The organism is Pantoea sp. X-Soil-YNGN-775 (genome assembly GCF_059730575.1).
In genome coordinates, this window is sequence record NZ_AP035945.1 from 3227064 (window position 1) to 3241820 (window position 14757).

The following is a 14757-nucleotide window of genomic DNA, read 5'->3' on the forward strand; positions in this document are numbered from 1 at the left end:
ACTCTGCGTCGGTAATGACGCAGAAAGTGAATAATGGCCGGCGCGCCACGCCGGCATTGTTGTTATCAGGCGCGGGACTTGCGTCCGTAAACCAGCCAGGTAATGGCGATACAGCAGAGGTAAAACACCAGGAAAATTTTCATCGCTCCGGCTGGCGAACCGGTCATGGAGAGCGAGAGGCCAAAGGTCTGCGGAATAAAGAAGCCGCCCAGCGCGCCAATCGCAGAGATAAAGCCCAGCGCGGCGGAGGTTTCGGTTCCCGCTTCACGCAGCGCCAGCGCATCGTCGCCGCCTTCGGCTTTAATACGTTCCAGGGTGAGCTTGCGGAAAATCACCGCAATCATCTGATAGGTTGAGCCGCTGCCCAGTCCGGCGGTGAAGAACAGCCCCATAAAGATGGCGAAGAAAGCGATAAACGAGCCGTTACCGTCAGCGCCTGGTAAGGTGAAGAACAGCAGTGCGGCAAACAGCGCCATCAGCACGTAGTTGATCAGGGTGACGCGGGTGCCGCCGAAACGGTCAGAAATGATGCCGCCGGCTGAGCGGGCCAGCGCGCCAATAAACGGACCAAAAAAGGCATAGTGCAGAATCACCACGTCCGGGAACTGCGTTTTGGTCAGCATGGCGAAACCGGCCGAGAAGCCGATAAACGAGCCGAACGTTGCCAGATAGAGCAGCGCCATCACCCACAGGTGCGGCCGCTTCAGAACCGGCAACTGCTCACGCAGCGATGATTTCGCCGCCGCCAGGTCATTCATTCCCAGCCAGGCGGCCAGCGTGGCGACGGCCAGCAACGGCAGCCAGATCCAGGCGGCATTTTCCAGCCAGATCGCTTCGCCATTAATGGTGGTCTGACCCGCATCCGAAAAACCGAAGATGGCACAGGAGATCGCCAGCGGCGCGACAAACTGCATCACGCTGACACCGAGGTTACCGAGGCCGCCATTGATGCCCAGCGCCCCGCCCTGACGGGCTTTTGGAAAGAAGAAGCTGATGTTGCCCATGCTGGAGGCGAAATTAGCCCCGGCAAAACCGCACAGCAGAGAAATAATCACAAAGGTGCTGAACGGCGTCTGGCTATCCTGCACCGCGAAACCGAGCCACAGGCAAGGGATCATCAGAATGCCGGTGCTAAAGGCGGTCCAGCGACGTCCCCCGACCAGCGGGATGACGAAAGAGTAAGGAACGCGCAGCAGCGCGCCGGAAACCGACGGCAGCGCCGTCAGCAGGAACAGCTGATCGGTACTGAAGCTGAAGCCGACTTTGTTCAGGTTGACCGCAACGGCGCTGAACAACATCCAGACGCAGAAGGCGAGCAGCAGACAGAAGACGGAAATCCACAGGTTACGGCTGGCGATTCGTTTACCGTGCGACTGCCAGAAAGCCTCATTTTCAGGCTGCCAGTCCTGGATTACCGCGCGGCGGGTGTCGGTTTGCAAAGGAACAGGTTGGGTCATAGCGTTCTCATCTATGGGATATCAATTGTGCATATCCTGCGCATCCGACCTGGTGAGCAGCTTGATACAAATCAACGGCAAAGCAGGTAGTTATGCCTGACTGGCGCGCGGCTATCCCGGTTAAGTAGATGACCGGCCAGCAAATAACCTTTGTGAATCAGTGGTTTTTAAAACAGTTGAATAATTCCTGTCATAAGCGCGTCGGCAACCGGAAATAAAGGAGTAGTCCATAAGGGGTATATAGCCACCCAACTTCCCCGGTAAGATACGCCTTTACCTCACTTCGCGAAGCGCGAATCCACTGAGCAGGAGCAGAGATGTGACGACAGAAAAATTTACGCTCTTACTTATCGATGACCATCCCATGCTACGTAACGGACTGAAACAGCTGATCGCGTTGGATGAAAGACTGCAGGTGGTGGCCGAGGCGGGTAATGGTATTGATGGGGTGGCGCTGGCACAGCAACACGATCCTGACCTGATCCTGCTCGATCTCAATATGCCGGGCCTCAATGGTCTGGATACGCTGTCCCGGCTGCGCGAAACGCCGCTCTCGGGTCGGGTGGTGGTTTTCAGCGTTTCTGATGATGAAGACGATGTGGTCACCGCCTTAAAACGCGGTGCCGACGGTTATTTACTGAAAGATATGGAGCCGGAAGCGCTGCTGAAAGCCCTGCACCAGGCGGCGGCCGGTCAGACCGTCCTCAGCGAAACCTTAACCCCGATACTGGTGGCCCGCTTACGGGAAGATCGACCCGCTCCGGCCCGGGATATCAATCAGCTGACCCGCCGCGAGCGCGATATCCTGCAGCTGATCAGCGCTGGAATGACCAATAAAGCCATTGCCCGTAAACTGAACATCAGTGAAAGCACGGTCAAAGTTCACGTCAAATACCTGCTGAAAAAGATGAATCTGAAATCCCGACTTGAAGCGGCCGTCTGGGCGTTACAGAGCGGACAGCGTTAAGTAACTGCGGTCAGAACGTGAGACCTGCGGTATCAGGTTCACGCGGCTGAATTCGCGAGCATGCTCGCAGCCGCAGCAAAACAGCCGGAAAAGACGCTTTTTTCTGTCGCCAGCCGTGCCTGGTGTCTGATAGGGTGCCGCTCAGGCGAAAGCGGCCGACGGTAACGGTGATGCATCAGGCTGGTATATGCCCCGCCCTATTCGTTATCATCTGCTTATCCTGCACGCTGACGCTGAGCCGCTTCGGTCCGGTGACGTCGGCAGCCAGAACCTTACCGCTTTAAAAATGAGTTAAAACCCTATGCAAGAGCCAACCGAAAAGGATTTTCCTTCCCATACGCCGATGATGCAGCAGTACCTGCGACTCAAGGCGGAACATCCTGACATTCTGCTGTTTTACCGGATGGGCGATTTCTACGAGCTGTTTTATGACGACGCAAAGCGCGCCTCGCAGTTGCTGGAAATTTCACTCACCAAACGCGGCGCCTCGGCTGGCGAACCGATTCCGATGGCTGGCGTGCCCTATCACGCCGTTGAGAGTTATCTGGCGAAGCTGGTGCAGCTGGGCGAATCCGTCGCCATCTGTGAGCAGATTGGCGATCCTGCCCTGAGTAAAGGGCCGGTTGAACGCAAAGTGGTGCGCATCGTTACGCCCGGCACCATCAGTGATGAGGCGCTGCTGCAGGAGCGTCACGACAACCTGCTGGCGGCGATTGTTCAGAGTCCGCGCGGCTTTGGCTACGCAACGCTGGACATCAGTTCTGGCCGTTTCCGTCTGAGTGAACCGGGCGATGCGGAAACCATGGCAGCTGAATTGCAGCGCACCAATCCTGCCGAACTGCTCTATCCGGAAGATTTTCAGGCGATGTCGCTGATCGATCAGCGTCGTGGCCTGCGTCGTCGTCCGCTGTGGGAATTTGAGATTGATACCGCACGTCAGCAGCTAAATCTGCAGTTCGGCACCCGTGACCTGAACGGTTTTGGCGTCGAAAACGCGCATCTCGGCTTAAGTGCGGCGGGCTGTCTGCTGCAATATGTGAAAGATACCCAACGCACCACCCTGCCCCACATCCGTTCCCTCAGTATGGAGCGGCAGCAGGACAGCATCATTATGGATGCGGCGACCCGCCGTAATCTGGAGATTACCCAGAATCTGGCCGGCGGCACCGACAACACCCTGGCAGCGGTGCTGGATAAAACCGTCACCCCGATGGGCAGCCGGATGCTGAAGCGCTGGCTGCACATGCCACTGCGCGATGCGCGTATCATTAACCAGCGTCAGGAGTCGATCGCCGAGCTGCAAAATCTCAGCGAAACCCTGCAACCGGTGCTGCGCCAGGTCGGTGACCTCGAACGTATCCTGGCGCGTCTGGCATTGCGTACCGCACGTCCGCGCGATCTGGCGCGGATGCGCCATGCGTTCCAGCAGCTGCCCGAGCTGAATCAGCTGCTGGCTGAGGTTGAGTCGACCCAGTTAAAACAGCTGCGTACTCAGATGGGGGAGTTTACCGCTTTACGCGAACTGCTGGAGCAGGCGGTAATTGAGTCGCCGCCGGTGCTGATCCGCGACGGCGGAGTGATCGCGCCTGGCTACAATGCTGAGCTGGATGAGTGGCGCGCCCTCGCCGACGGAGCCACCGATTATCTCGATAAGCTGGAGATCCGTGAGCGCGAAAAGCTGGGGCTGGATACGCTTAAGGTCGGCTTCAATGCGATCCATGGCTACTACATTCAGGTCAGCCGCGGTCAGAGTCATCAGGTACCGATGCACTATGTCCGCCGCCAGACGCTGAAAAACGCCGAGCGCTACATCATTCCGGAACTGAAAGAGTACGAAGATAAGGTGCTCACCTCGAAAGGCAAGGCGCTGGCGCTGGAAAAAAGCCTGTATGAGGCGCTGTTTGATCAGCTGTTGCCGCATCTGGAAGCGTTGCAGCTTAGCGCCGCCGCGCTGGCTGAGCTGGACGTGCTGAGCAACCTGGCGGAACGCGCCTGGTCACTCAACTATTGCCGTCCGGTGTTGCAGGACAAACCGGGGATCAAAATCAGCGGCGGCCGCCACCCGGTGGTTGAACAGGTCCTGAAAGAGCCGTTCATTGCTAACCCGCTTTCGCTGGCGCCGCAGCGCCGGATGCTGATCATTACCGGCCCCAACATGGGGGGTAAAAGTACCTATATGCGGCAGACCGCGCTGATTGCGTTGATGGCCTGGATCGGCAGCTTTGTGCCGGCTGATGAGACGCTGATTGGGCCGCTTGACCGTATCTTCACCCGTGTCGGCGCGGCTGACGATCTGGCGTCCGGCCGCTCGACCTTTATGGTAGAGATGACCGAAACGGCCAACATTCTGCATAACGCCACTGAAAACAGTCTGGTGCTGATGGATGAGATTGGCCGTGGTACCTCAACCTACGACGGGTTGTCGCTGGCCTGGGCCTGTGCCGAAAATCTGGCAAACCGCATCAAGGCGATGACGCTATTCGCAACGCACTACTTTGAGCTGACCACCCTGCCGGAAAAAATGGAGGGCGTGGTCAATGTGCATCTTGATGCAGTGGAGCACGGTGACACCATCGCCTTTATGCACAGCGTGCAGGATGGCGCGGCCAGCAAAAGTTACGGTCTTGCTGTCGCCGCACTGGCGGGCGTACCGAAAGAAGTGATCAAGCGGGCGCGTAACAAGCTGAAGGAGCTGGAGACGGTTTCACATCATACCGCCTCATCGACGGTAGATGGATCGCAGCTCCCGCTGCTGGTTGAAGAGACCTCGCCAGCGGTGGAAGCCCTTGAAGCGCTGGACCCGGATACTCTGACGCCACGTCAGGCGCTGGACTGGATCTATCGTCTTAAGTCACTGGTGTAATAACTGCGCGCATCGGGCTGAAGCCCGATGCGCGCAGGCTCGCTGGCGCGCCTGGCTAAGGCGCTGAGCACTTCTTCTGCGGGTGAGTCGCTTATCTGCTGCCAAGCATTTTCTAAATGGAAATCCGTTTTCTGCCGCAAATCAGTTCTCTGCGTGCAAATCGTTTTTCTGCCGCAAATCAGTTGTCTGCGTGCAAATCAGTTGTCTGCCGCAAATCAGTTATCTGAACGCAAAACGCTTATCTACTGGTAAAACACCTTTCTGCACGTCAATCAGATCTGTGCAAACACATCACATATCGGCACGCAAATCAGCTCCCTGAACATAAATCATCTTTCTGCTGGCAAATCACTTTCCTGCAGGCATAAAAAAAGCGGTGGTTTTCACCACCGCTTTTTTGATTGGCATCTGAATCAGTTAATCACGACGCGATTATTCCCGAAAAAGTGCTTCAATATTGAGGCCCTGCGCCTGCAGGATTTCGCGCAGACGGCGCAAACCTTCAACCTGAATCTGACGGACACGCTCACGGGTTAAACCGATCTCACGGCCCACATCTTCAAGCGTTGCCGCTTCATAGCCTAACAGGCCGAAACGACGTGCCAGCACTTCACGCTGCTTGGCGTTCAGTTCGAACAGCCATTTGACGATGCTTTGTTTCATATCATCGTCTTGCGTGGTGTCTTCCGGACCGTTGTCTTTCTCATCGGCCAGAATATCCAGCAGCGCTTTTTCAGAATCGCCGCCTAATGGCGTATCAACTGACGTAATGCGTTCGTTGAGACGCAACATACGGCTTACGTCATCAACCGGTTTATCCAGCTGCTCTGCAATCTCTTCCGCGCTTGGCTCATGGTCAAGCTTGTGGGAGAGTTCACGCGCAGTACGCAGATAAACATTCAGTTCTTTAACAATATGAATCGGCAGACGAATAGTACGGGTTTGATTCATGATCGCCCGTTCAATGGTCTGACGAATCCACCAGGTAGCATAAGTTGAGAAACGGAACCCGCGCTCCGGGTCAAACTTCTCAACAGCACGGATCAGGCCGAGGTTACCTTCTTCAATCAGGTCCAGTAGCGCTAAACCACGATTGCTGTAACGACGGGCGATCTTCACTACCAGGCGTAAGTTACTTTCGATCATGCGGCGACGGGAAGGGATGTCACCTCGCAATGCACGGCGAGCAAAGAGCACTTCTTCCTCGGCCGTTAACAACGGAGAATAGCCAATCTCCCCGAGATAGAGCTGCGTCGCATCTAATACACGCTGCGTCGCACCCTGGGACAACAACTCTTCTTCCGCTACGTCGTTATCACCAGGTTCGTTTTCGACGAGAGCCTTCTCATCAAAAACCTCAGCTCCATTCTCCTCGAATTCCGCGTTCTCATGTAACTCGTTTACTTTCAGCGTATTCTGGCTCATAAGTGGCTCCTACCCGTGATTCCAGGGCAGAACATCAAAAGGTGCGTTCTGCCGGATTATCGCTGCGGTAAATAACGCAACGGGTTTACGGATTTCCCCTTGTAACGAATTTCAAAGTGCAATCTTACTGAACTGGTTCCGGTGCTACCCATCGTCGCGATCTTCTGACCCGCCTTAACTTCCTGTTGTTCCCGGACCAGCATTGTATCGTTATGGGCATAGGCACTCAGGTAATCATCATTGTGTTTAATGATGATCAGATTACCGTAACCCCGGAGTGCGTTACCTGCGTATACCACCCTTCCTGAAGCGGTGGCGACGACAGACTGTCCGCGCGTTCCGGCGATATCGATACCCTTGTTGCCCCCTTCGGCGGCAGAGAAGTTATCGATAATCTTCCCATCGGTCGGCCAACGCCAGCTTCCTACCGGCGTAGAGCTATTGGTTGTGCTGCTGACCGTTGGCGGTGCGGTAACCACTGGAGCTGTTGTCGTTGCAACATTTGCTCCTTTCGAAGGCAGCAGTTTACTGCCACCCGAACTACCTGAATCATCAGAATACGTAATAACAGGTTGCTGTGCAACAGCGGCAGATTTAATTTGTGGCGTGGTCGGGACGCCGCCCTGCGTTGCATCAGCAACGGTAATGGCATTGCCACCGGTGATCGGCTGGCCGGAACCGTTGCCGATCTGCAAAGTTTGCCCGACATTCAGGCTATAAGGCGCTGGAACGTTGTTACGCTGGGCTAAATCGCGGAAATCGTTGCCGGTAATCCAGGCGATGTAAAACAATGTGTCGCCGCGTTTTACGGTATATGTTTCACCGGAGTAGCTACCTTTAGGAATATTCTGATAACTGCGGTTGTACACAATCCGGCCGTTTTGCGTCTCAACATTATTATTGGCACTAATAATTCCACCATTGCTGGGCGCAGATGCTGCATTTCCACTTAACATTCCTCCCTGCCCTGGCATAGCGGGAACTCCGCCTGAGGCGCTTGCCGCACCACTCTGACTGCTGTTCATGCCGCCATCATCACCAACGCGGCTAATGGGTGCTTGTGTGTTGTCGCTGGAGCTACAGCCTGCCAGCCAAAAACCTACCAGTGAAAGCGCCGCCAGACGGCGTAACTGAAAAATTGTGCTTCCCGTGCTCATTGATCCCCCGTGATGGCAACCCTGATGTACCTGTTTCACTGTACTTGCCAGCAGATTACTCTGCACGGCGCGATAAAATCTGCGTTTTCGTTGATTAAAATGGATAGTAACAATATCAAGTACGTGGTGCTATGAAACAGTTGTGAAGAAATACGAAGCGGGTCAGGCGAGATCACCCTGAACCAGCGGTACAAACCGCACCGGCTCAATCGTCTCTTCAATAATTTCTTCGCCCTGACGACGCAGACGCTTCAGCACCTGCTGGTCTTCACCAACCGGCAGCACCATAATGCCGCCTTCTGCCAGTTGCGCTATCAGCGCAATCGGAATTTCAGGCGGCGCTGCGGTGACAATGATGGCGTCGAACGGCCCGCGTGACGGCCAGCCCTGCCAGCCATCGCCATGTCGGGTTGAGACATTATGCAGATCGAGCTGCTTCAGTCGGCGTTTGGCCTGCCACTGCAACCCTTTGATGCGTTCAACTGAATAAACATGATCCACCAGATGGGCGAGTATCGCGGTCTGATAGCCGGAACCGGTGCCGATTTCCAACACCCGTGAGTGCGGGTTCAGCGCCAGCAGCGCGGTCATTCGCGCCACCATATAAGGTTGCGAGATGGTCTGGCCGGAGCCGATCGGCAGGGCCACATTATCCCAGGCCTTGTGTTCAAAGGCCTCATCGATAAAACGCTCACGTGGCACATCGCTGATGGCTTTCAGCAGGTTTTCATCATCGATCCCCTGCTGACGCAGTTGTGACAGCAATGTCTCAATACGCCGATTCACCATGCCAGATTCACCTCAGCTTTAGCCAGCCAGTCAGTCAGCACATCCTGCGCACTGTGCGCGGTCAAATCGACATGCAGAGCCGTGATCGACACATAGCCCTGGTCAACCGCAGCAAAGTCGGTATCCGGTCCTGCATCCAGTTTCTCACCCGGCGGGCCAATCCAGTAAAGCGTATTGCCGCGCGGATCCTGCTGAGCAATCACCTGATCGGCCGGATGACGACTGCCACAACGCGTCACGCGGATGCCCTTCAGCTCAGACAGCGGCAGGTCCGGCACGTTGATGTTAAGAATGCGGCCGGTGCGCAGCGGTTGCTGCGTCAGGGCCTTAAGGATAGCGCAGGTGACGGCTGCCGCAGTGGCATAGTGCTGGTGGCCATTCAGCGACACCGCGACGGCGGGTAAGCCCAGATGCCGCCCTTCCATTGCCGCCGCTACCGTGCCGGAGTAGATCACATCGTCGCCCAGGTTAGGACCGGCATTGATACCTGATACCACAATGTCGGCGCGCGGCTGCATCAGCGCGTTGACGCCCAGATAGACACAATCCGTCGGGGTGCCCATCTGCACCGCAATATCGCCATTCTCATGGGTGAAGGTGCGCAGCGGCGTTTCCAGGGTTAATGAGTTCGAGGCGCCGCTTCTGTTACGATCGGGCGCAACGACCTGCACGTCAGCAAAGTGCCGCAGGGCTTTCGCCAGCGTTTGAATACCTGGCGCGTGAATGCCGTCATCGTTGCTGAGCAATATCCGCATTTTGTTCTGACCTTTTTTTATTCGACTGGTCGCCGTGACTGGACCCGTTTGAACTGCATGGCAACAGGTGAAGACCGGACAGCGATTTTTGCATTCTAGCGAGGCACGCAACGAAGTGGTAGGCGTAAATCATACTACTGCGGGGGTTTGCCGCAACAATACCCACAATCGGGGTAATGTTGCAGCAGGGATTACTCGTCAATATTATCAAGCGCATCGGCGTGAGTGAGCAGTTCTCTCACCACGCTGGTGGCAAAGCTGCCCGCAGGCAGCCAGAAAGCCATTTCCAGCGTCGCCTCATCACACCAGTTCCAGTGCAAATCACGCGGCACTACCAGCATCGCCCGACGCGCGGCATCGACACGTTCGCGCGTCATCAGGCTTAGTAAGGTGGTGGCATCAGCCAGCGCCTGCTGCTCAAAAGCCAGCGCATCGGCCTGTGGCCCGGCTTCACCACCTCCTGGCAACGGAGCGGTAATGCGCAGCTCGTGCTGATCGACGCGAGTCTGTAACGACACGAGCTCATCGGGCTGGGCGACGAACCAGCTGCCGCGGCCGGTAAGCTGCAGCGCGTCACCGTTCACAACCTGGCTGAGTCCGCCCTGCTGTTGCAGCCGCGCGCTGGTGACCTGATTAAACAGCGCACTGCGCGCAGATGACAGCAGCAGGCTGCGCTTATTCCGGTCGCGTATCACAATCTCATTACGCGCCCACTTCTCAGCCATAATCAGATTGTTGCCGTTGCGGCCAAAACGCTGCTCGCCAAAATAGTTTGGCACGCCAGCATCGCGTATCTGCACCAGCCGGGCTTCCGCCGCCTGACGATCGCTGATCTGGCGGATCACCAGCCGGAAGGCATTGCCCGCCAGCGCGCCGATGCGCAGCTTACGCTTGTGGCGCACCGCCTGCAGAATCTCTACCCCTTCCAGTGCAAAACCACGCAGATCCGGCATCGCATTGCCCGGCAGGCGAAAACAAAGCGTCTGCTCGGTAACCGCATGCCGATCTTTCATGCCGGCGTAGCTCATATCACGCGGGTGAATGCCGAGGTATTTGGCCAGCGCTTCAGCGACAAAGCGGGTATTGGCACCCACTTTGCGAATGCGCACCAGCAGATGCTCGCCTTCCCCATCCGCGCCATAGCCGAGATCCTCAACCACCACAAAATCTTCCGGCTTAGCTTTGATTACGCCGGTAACAGCAGGCACGCCGTGCAGATAATGCAGCATCACTGGCTGTCAGCTTTGAGCAGCAGGGCGACCGCCTCACAGGCGATGCCTTCGCCACGACCGGTAAAGCCGAGCTTTTCGGTGGTGGTGGCTTTCACGTTGACCGCGTCCATATGGCAACCGAGATCTTCAGCGATATTGATGCGCATTTGCGGCACGTGCGGCAGCATTTTCGGCGCCTGGGCAATCAGGGTGACATCGACGTTGCCGATGCGGTAGCCTTTGGCTTCAATACGTCGCCAGGCTTCTCGCAGCAGGCCGCGGCTGTCCGCACCTTTGAAGGCGGGATCGGTATCCGGGAACAGCTTCCCGATATCGCCCATTGCCACCGCGCCTAACAGCGCGTCAGTCAGCGCATGCAGCGCTACGTCGCCATCAGAATGGGCGATAAAACCGTGTTCAAAAGGGATCCGCACGCCGCCAATCACCAGCGGACCCTCTCCACCGAAGGCGTGAACGTCAAAACCGTGACCGATACGCATCATGCGCTCTCCTTTAATTGAATCTGACTCAGATAAAAAGCCGCCAGCGCCAGATCTTCTGGCCGGGTGACTTTGATGTTATCGCTGCGTCCGCTCACCAGCTCCGGATGGTAGCCACAGTACTCCAGCGCCGACGCCTCATCAGTGATGGACGCGCCTTCATTCAGCGCGCGCGTCAGGCAGGCGGTGAGCAACGCATGCGGGAAAAATTGCGGGGTTAAGGCGTGCCACAGATCCTCGCGCTCCACGGTGTGGGCGATGGCCGCTTTGCCCGGCTCGCCCCGCTTCATGGTGTCGCGCACCGGGGCAGCGAGAATCCCGCCGACGTGGCTCTGATGCCGGACGTTCAGCAGACGCTGAAGATCGTCGGGATGCAGGCAGGGGCGCGCCGCATCGTGCACCAGTACCCAGGCGGAGCCTGTCGCGGCCTGCAGTCCGGCCAGTACCGATTCTGCGCGCGTCTCTCCGCCGGTGACCCGCACCACACGCGGATCGCGTGCCAGCGGCAGCGCGGCAAAATGCTGGTCATCGGGGCTCAGGGCGACAATCACCTGTTTGATAGCGGGATGGGAAAACAGGCGTGCAATGCTGTGTTCCAGAAGGGTGTGCTGACCAATCGTCAGATACTGTTTAGGACAGGTTGCCTGCATCCGGCTGCCGATTCCGGCAGCGGGCACCACGGCAATCACATCCGCAAGGGAGGACAGATTGTTCATGTTTTATCGTTGTTGGTTAAGCGCTGCTTGTTGCGCGTTGCGTTTGTTCTGGTCAGGCACCAGGCGATAGAAGGTTTCACCAGGCCTGATCATGCCCAATTCATTGCGTGCGCGTTCCTCGATCGCTTCAGAGCCGCCATTGAGATCGTCAATTTCGGCAAACAGCTGATCGTTACGCGATTTAAGTTTGGCGTTATTCGCCTGTTGCACTGCGACGTCATCGTTGACGCGCGTATAGTCATGGATGCCATTTTTTCCCAGCCACAATGAATATTGCAGCCAGCCAAGCAGCACCAATAGCAGTAACGTCAGTTTTCCCATCCCGCCCCCTAAAAACGGCCCAATCATCCCATAACTTTGCGCAGGACTCCACACCAGCGGCGAAAATGGCGCGCTTTGCTGCGCGTCTGCGCAAAATATGAATCAGTGGGGTAAACCAGACGGGAAAAGTTTTGTAACCTGCCGATGCGTTTGCACATCAGCGTGCCGGCAATGGCGGTTACCAGCCGGAGAGAAAGGCGAACATTAACCAGAACAGGCAAATCACCAGAATCACCGTGGCGAGCGTGGTCCACAGCAGTTGACCACGCAGCAGCGTGTTAAGCGCGATGCCCATCAGCACCGACACCGGCAGCAGCGCAAGGAAGAACGGCCAGGTGTAGAGAAAGAAAAACAGGGTGTTAGAGCCGTACAACAGGAACGGTATGGCCAGCGCGCACCAGTAAGCAACAAAGCCGATAATGCCGCCCGGCAGCGATGAGTGCGGCTCATCCGGGGTGCGTTCATCTTTGCGGGCCAGCATGGGGGTAATGTTTTGCATAGGGGTCCTGTTGACGCGAAGGCGGCAAATCAGCTTCGATTTGCCGCTGTCTGTTCAGGATCTGATGATATCGCGGTCACGCAGCAGGTCTAACAATTGGGCGGCAAGTTTTGTAACCAATTGTTCGCCCTCCAGCTGGATATCCGGGCTTTCTGGCGCCTCGTATATGCTGTCGATGCCGGTGAAATTACGCAGTTCACCAGCGCGTGCTTTGCGATAGAGTCCCTTGGGATCGCGCGCTTCGCATACCGCCAGCGGCGTATCGACAAACACCTCAATAAACTGGCCCGGTTCCAGCAGATCGCGCACCATCTGACGCTCGGCGCGGTGCGGCGAAATAAAGGCGGTCAGCACCACCAGTCCGGCGTCCACCATCAGTTTCGCCACTTCGCCGACCCGACGAATGTTCTCTTTGCGATCGTCATCGCTGAAGCCGAGATCGCGGCACAGCCCGTGACGCACGTTGTCGCCATCCAGCAGGTAGGTGCTGACGCCAATGCGGTGCAGCGCCTGCTCCAGCGCGCCCGCCACGGTTGATTTACCCGAGCCAGAGAGCCCGGTAAACCACAGCACCACGCCCTGATGGCCGTGCTGCTGCTCACGGGCGGCGCGGGTCACCGGATGGTCATGCCACACCACATTATCATCGTGGCCGGCCATTATTGACCGCCCAGCAGATCACGCGCATTCCAGTGTGGGAAATGACGGCGCACCAGCGCATTCAGTTCCAGCTCGAAGGCGCTGAATTGCCCCTGATGGGCTGGCGCATCCTGTTTCGGCTGATGGATCATGCCGGCACCCACCGTGACGTTGCTCAGGCGATCGATAAAGATCATGCCGCCGGTCACCGGATTCTGCTGATAGCTGTCGAGCACCATCGGCTCATCAAAGGTCATCTCAATCAGACCAATGCCGTTGAGCGGCAGCGAATCGACATGGCGCGTTTCCAGCGAGTTGATCTCCACCTGGTGCAGCACTTTCTCAACCCGGCCACGCGCTTTTTTGCCGGCGATTTTCACGTCATAGCTCTGACCAGCCTGCAACGGCTGTTCCGCCATCCACACCACATCCACGCTGGCGGACTGCACGGCGCTCAGCTCAGCGCTGGCATCCACCAGCAGATCGCCACGGCTGATATCAATCTCATCCTGCAGCACCAGCGTAATCGCTTCACCGGCCCCGGCTTCCTGCAGATCGCCATCAAAGGTCACAATGCGGGCGATGCTGGATTCGACGCCAGATGGCAGCACTTTGACCCGCTGTCCGACCTGCACGCTGCCCGACGCCAGCGTACCGGCATAGCCACGGAAATCGAGGTTCGGGCGGTTGACGTACTGGACCGGGAAACGCATCGGCTGATGATCCACCACCCGCTTCAGCTCAACCGTTTCCAGCACGTCAAGCAGCGTCGGGCCGCTGTACCATGGCATGGTCTGGCTGGCTGACGCCACGTTATCCCCTTCCAGCGCCGACATCGGCACAAAGCGGATATCAAGATCTTCCGGCAGCTGGGCGGCAAAATCGAGGTAATCCTGTTTGATTTGCTCGAAGGTATCCTGTTTGTAGTCCACCAGGTCCATCTTGTTGATCGCCACCACCAGGTGCTTGATGCCCAGCAGCGTCGAGATAAAGCTGTGACGACGGGTCTGATCCAGCACCCCTTTACGCGCATCAATCAGCAGGATCGCCAGATCGCAGGTTGACGCGCCGGTTGCCATGTTACGGGTGTACTGCTCGTGGCCCGGGGTATCGGCGATGATAAACTTGCGCTTTTCGGTAGAGAAATAGCGATAGGCAACATCAATGGTGATGCCCTGCTCCCGCTCTGCCTGCAGGCCGTCTACCAGCAGTGCCAGATCGAGCTTTTCGCCCTGGGTACCGTGACGTTTACTGTCGTTATGCAGCGAAGAGAGCTGATCTTCATAGATCTGACGGGTGTCGTGCAGCAGGCGACCAATCAGGGTGCTTTTGCCATCATCGACGCTGCCGCAGGTGAGAAAACGCAGCAGGCTTTTGTGTTGTTGAGCGGTCAGCCAGGCTTCAACGCCGCCCTGGTCGGCAATCTGTTGTGCAATTACGGTATTCATCTGGCGTCTC

14 protein-coding genes are annotated in these 14757 nt (G+C 57.0%); 2 read left to right on the forward strand and 12 right to left on the reverse strand.

Annotated features, from left to right (window positions below; genetic code table 11):
- Window positions 1-65: 65 nt before the first annotated feature.
- Window positions 66-1457: a NarK family nitrate/nitrite MFS transporter gene (locus AC6I8I_RS15015; RefSeq protein ID WP_312056258.1), complete on the reverse strand. Its 1392-nt coding sequence runs from the start codon at window positions 1455-1457 to the stop codon at window positions 66-68.
- A gap of 319 nt (window positions 1458-1776) precedes the next feature.
- Between AC6I8I_RS15015 and narL the strand changes: the two genes are divergently transcribed.
- Together narL and mutS are read left to right on the forward strand one after the other, a co-directional pair.
- Window positions 1777-2424, forward strand: coding sequence for a two-component system response regulator NarL (narL, locus tag AC6I8I_RS15020; protein WP_312056259.1), 648 nt, complete (start codon window positions 1777-1779; stop codon window positions 2422-2424).
- A gap of 301 nt (window positions 2425-2725) precedes the next feature.
- Window positions 2726-5287 (forward strand): DNA mismatch repair protein MutS, encoded by a 2562-nt coding sequence (gene mutS / locus AC6I8I_RS15025; protein ID WP_312056260.1) that lies wholly within the window; start codon window positions 2726-2728, stop codon window positions 5285-5287.
- Window positions 5288-5719: 432 nt separating this feature from the next.
- Here mutS and rpoS read toward each other — a convergent pair whose 3' ends face one another.
- From rpoS to cysN, 11 genes are all read right to left on the reverse strand, one after another.
- Window positions 5720-6712 (reverse strand): RNA polymerase sigma factor RpoS, encoded by a 993-nt coding sequence (rpoS, locus tag AC6I8I_RS15030; protein ID WP_031374757.1) that lies wholly within the window; start codon window positions 6710-6712, stop codon window positions 5720-5722.
- 56 nt (window positions 6713-6768) lie between these two features.
- Complete coding sequence (nlpD, locus tag AC6I8I_RS15035; protein ID WP_497820438.1) at window positions 6769-7869, reverse strand: murein hydrolase activator NlpD; 1101 nt, start codon at window positions 7867-7869, stop codon at window positions 6769-6771.
- A gap of 162 nt (window positions 7870-8031) precedes the next feature.
- Window positions 8032-8658: a protein-L-isoaspartate(D-aspartate) O-methyltransferase gene (locus AC6I8I_RS15040; RefSeq protein ID WP_031374755.1), complete on the reverse strand. Its 627-nt coding sequence runs from the start codon at window positions 8656-8658 to the stop codon at window positions 8032-8034.
- Window positions 8652-9413 carry a 5'/3'-nucleotidase SurE gene (surE, locus tag AC6I8I_RS15045; protein ID WP_497828018.1) on the reverse strand — a complete coding sequence of 254 codons (762 nt, stop codon included), beginning with the start codon at window positions 9411-9413 and terminating at the stop codon, window positions 8652-8654. Before surE ends, AC6I8I_RS15040 begins: the two co-directional genes overlap by 7 nt.
- Window positions 9414-9604: 191 nt before the next feature.
- A complete protein-coding gene (gene truD, locus AC6I8I_RS15050) occupies window positions 9605-10645 on the reverse strand; it encodes a tRNA pseudouridine(13) synthase TruD (RefSeq protein WP_497828019.1) in 1041 nt (346 codons plus the stop codon).
- Window positions 10642-11124, reverse strand: coding sequence for a 2-C-methyl-D-erythritol 2,4-cyclodiphosphate synthase (gene ispF / locus AC6I8I_RS15055; RefSeq protein ID WP_031374752.1), 483 nt, complete (start codon window positions 11122-11124; stop codon window positions 10642-10644). The genes truD and ispF overlap by 4 nt, the downstream gene beginning before the upstream one ends.
- Window positions 11124-11840, reverse strand: coding sequence for a 2-C-methyl-D-erythritol 4-phosphate cytidylyltransferase (gene ispD, locus AC6I8I_RS15060; RefSeq protein WP_312760567.1), 717 nt, complete (start codon window positions 11838-11840; stop codon window positions 11124-11126). Before ispD ends, ispF begins: the two co-directional genes overlap by 1 nt.
- A gap of 3 nt (window positions 11841-11843) precedes the next feature.
- Window positions 11844-12161, reverse strand: coding sequence for a cell division protein FtsB (gene ftsB / locus AC6I8I_RS15065; protein WP_031374750.1), 318 nt, complete (start codon window positions 12159-12161; stop codon window positions 11844-11846).
- Window positions 12162-12339: 178 nt separating this feature from the next.
- The gene (locus AC6I8I_RS15070) at window positions 12340-12660 is read right to left on the reverse strand and encodes a DUF3561 family protein (RefSeq protein ID WP_031374749.1); all 321 of its coding nucleotides are present in this window, start codon (window positions 12658-12660) and stop codon (window positions 12340-12342) included.
- 54 nt (window positions 12661-12714) lie between these two features.
- Window positions 12715-13320 carry an adenylyl-sulfate kinase gene (gene cysC, locus AC6I8I_RS15075; protein ID WP_497828020.1) on the reverse strand — a complete coding sequence of 202 codons (606 nt, stop codon included), beginning with the start codon at window positions 13318-13320 and terminating at the stop codon, window positions 12715-12717.
- The gene (cysN, locus tag AC6I8I_RS15080) at window positions 13320-14747 is read right to left on the reverse strand and encodes a sulfate adenylyltransferase subunit CysN (RefSeq protein WP_312056272.1); all 1428 of its coding nucleotides are present in this window, start codon (window positions 14745-14747) and stop codon (window positions 13320-13322) included. The genes cysC and cysN overlap by 1 nt, the downstream gene beginning before the upstream one ends.
- Between the last annotated feature and the right edge of the window lie 10 nt (window positions 14748-14757).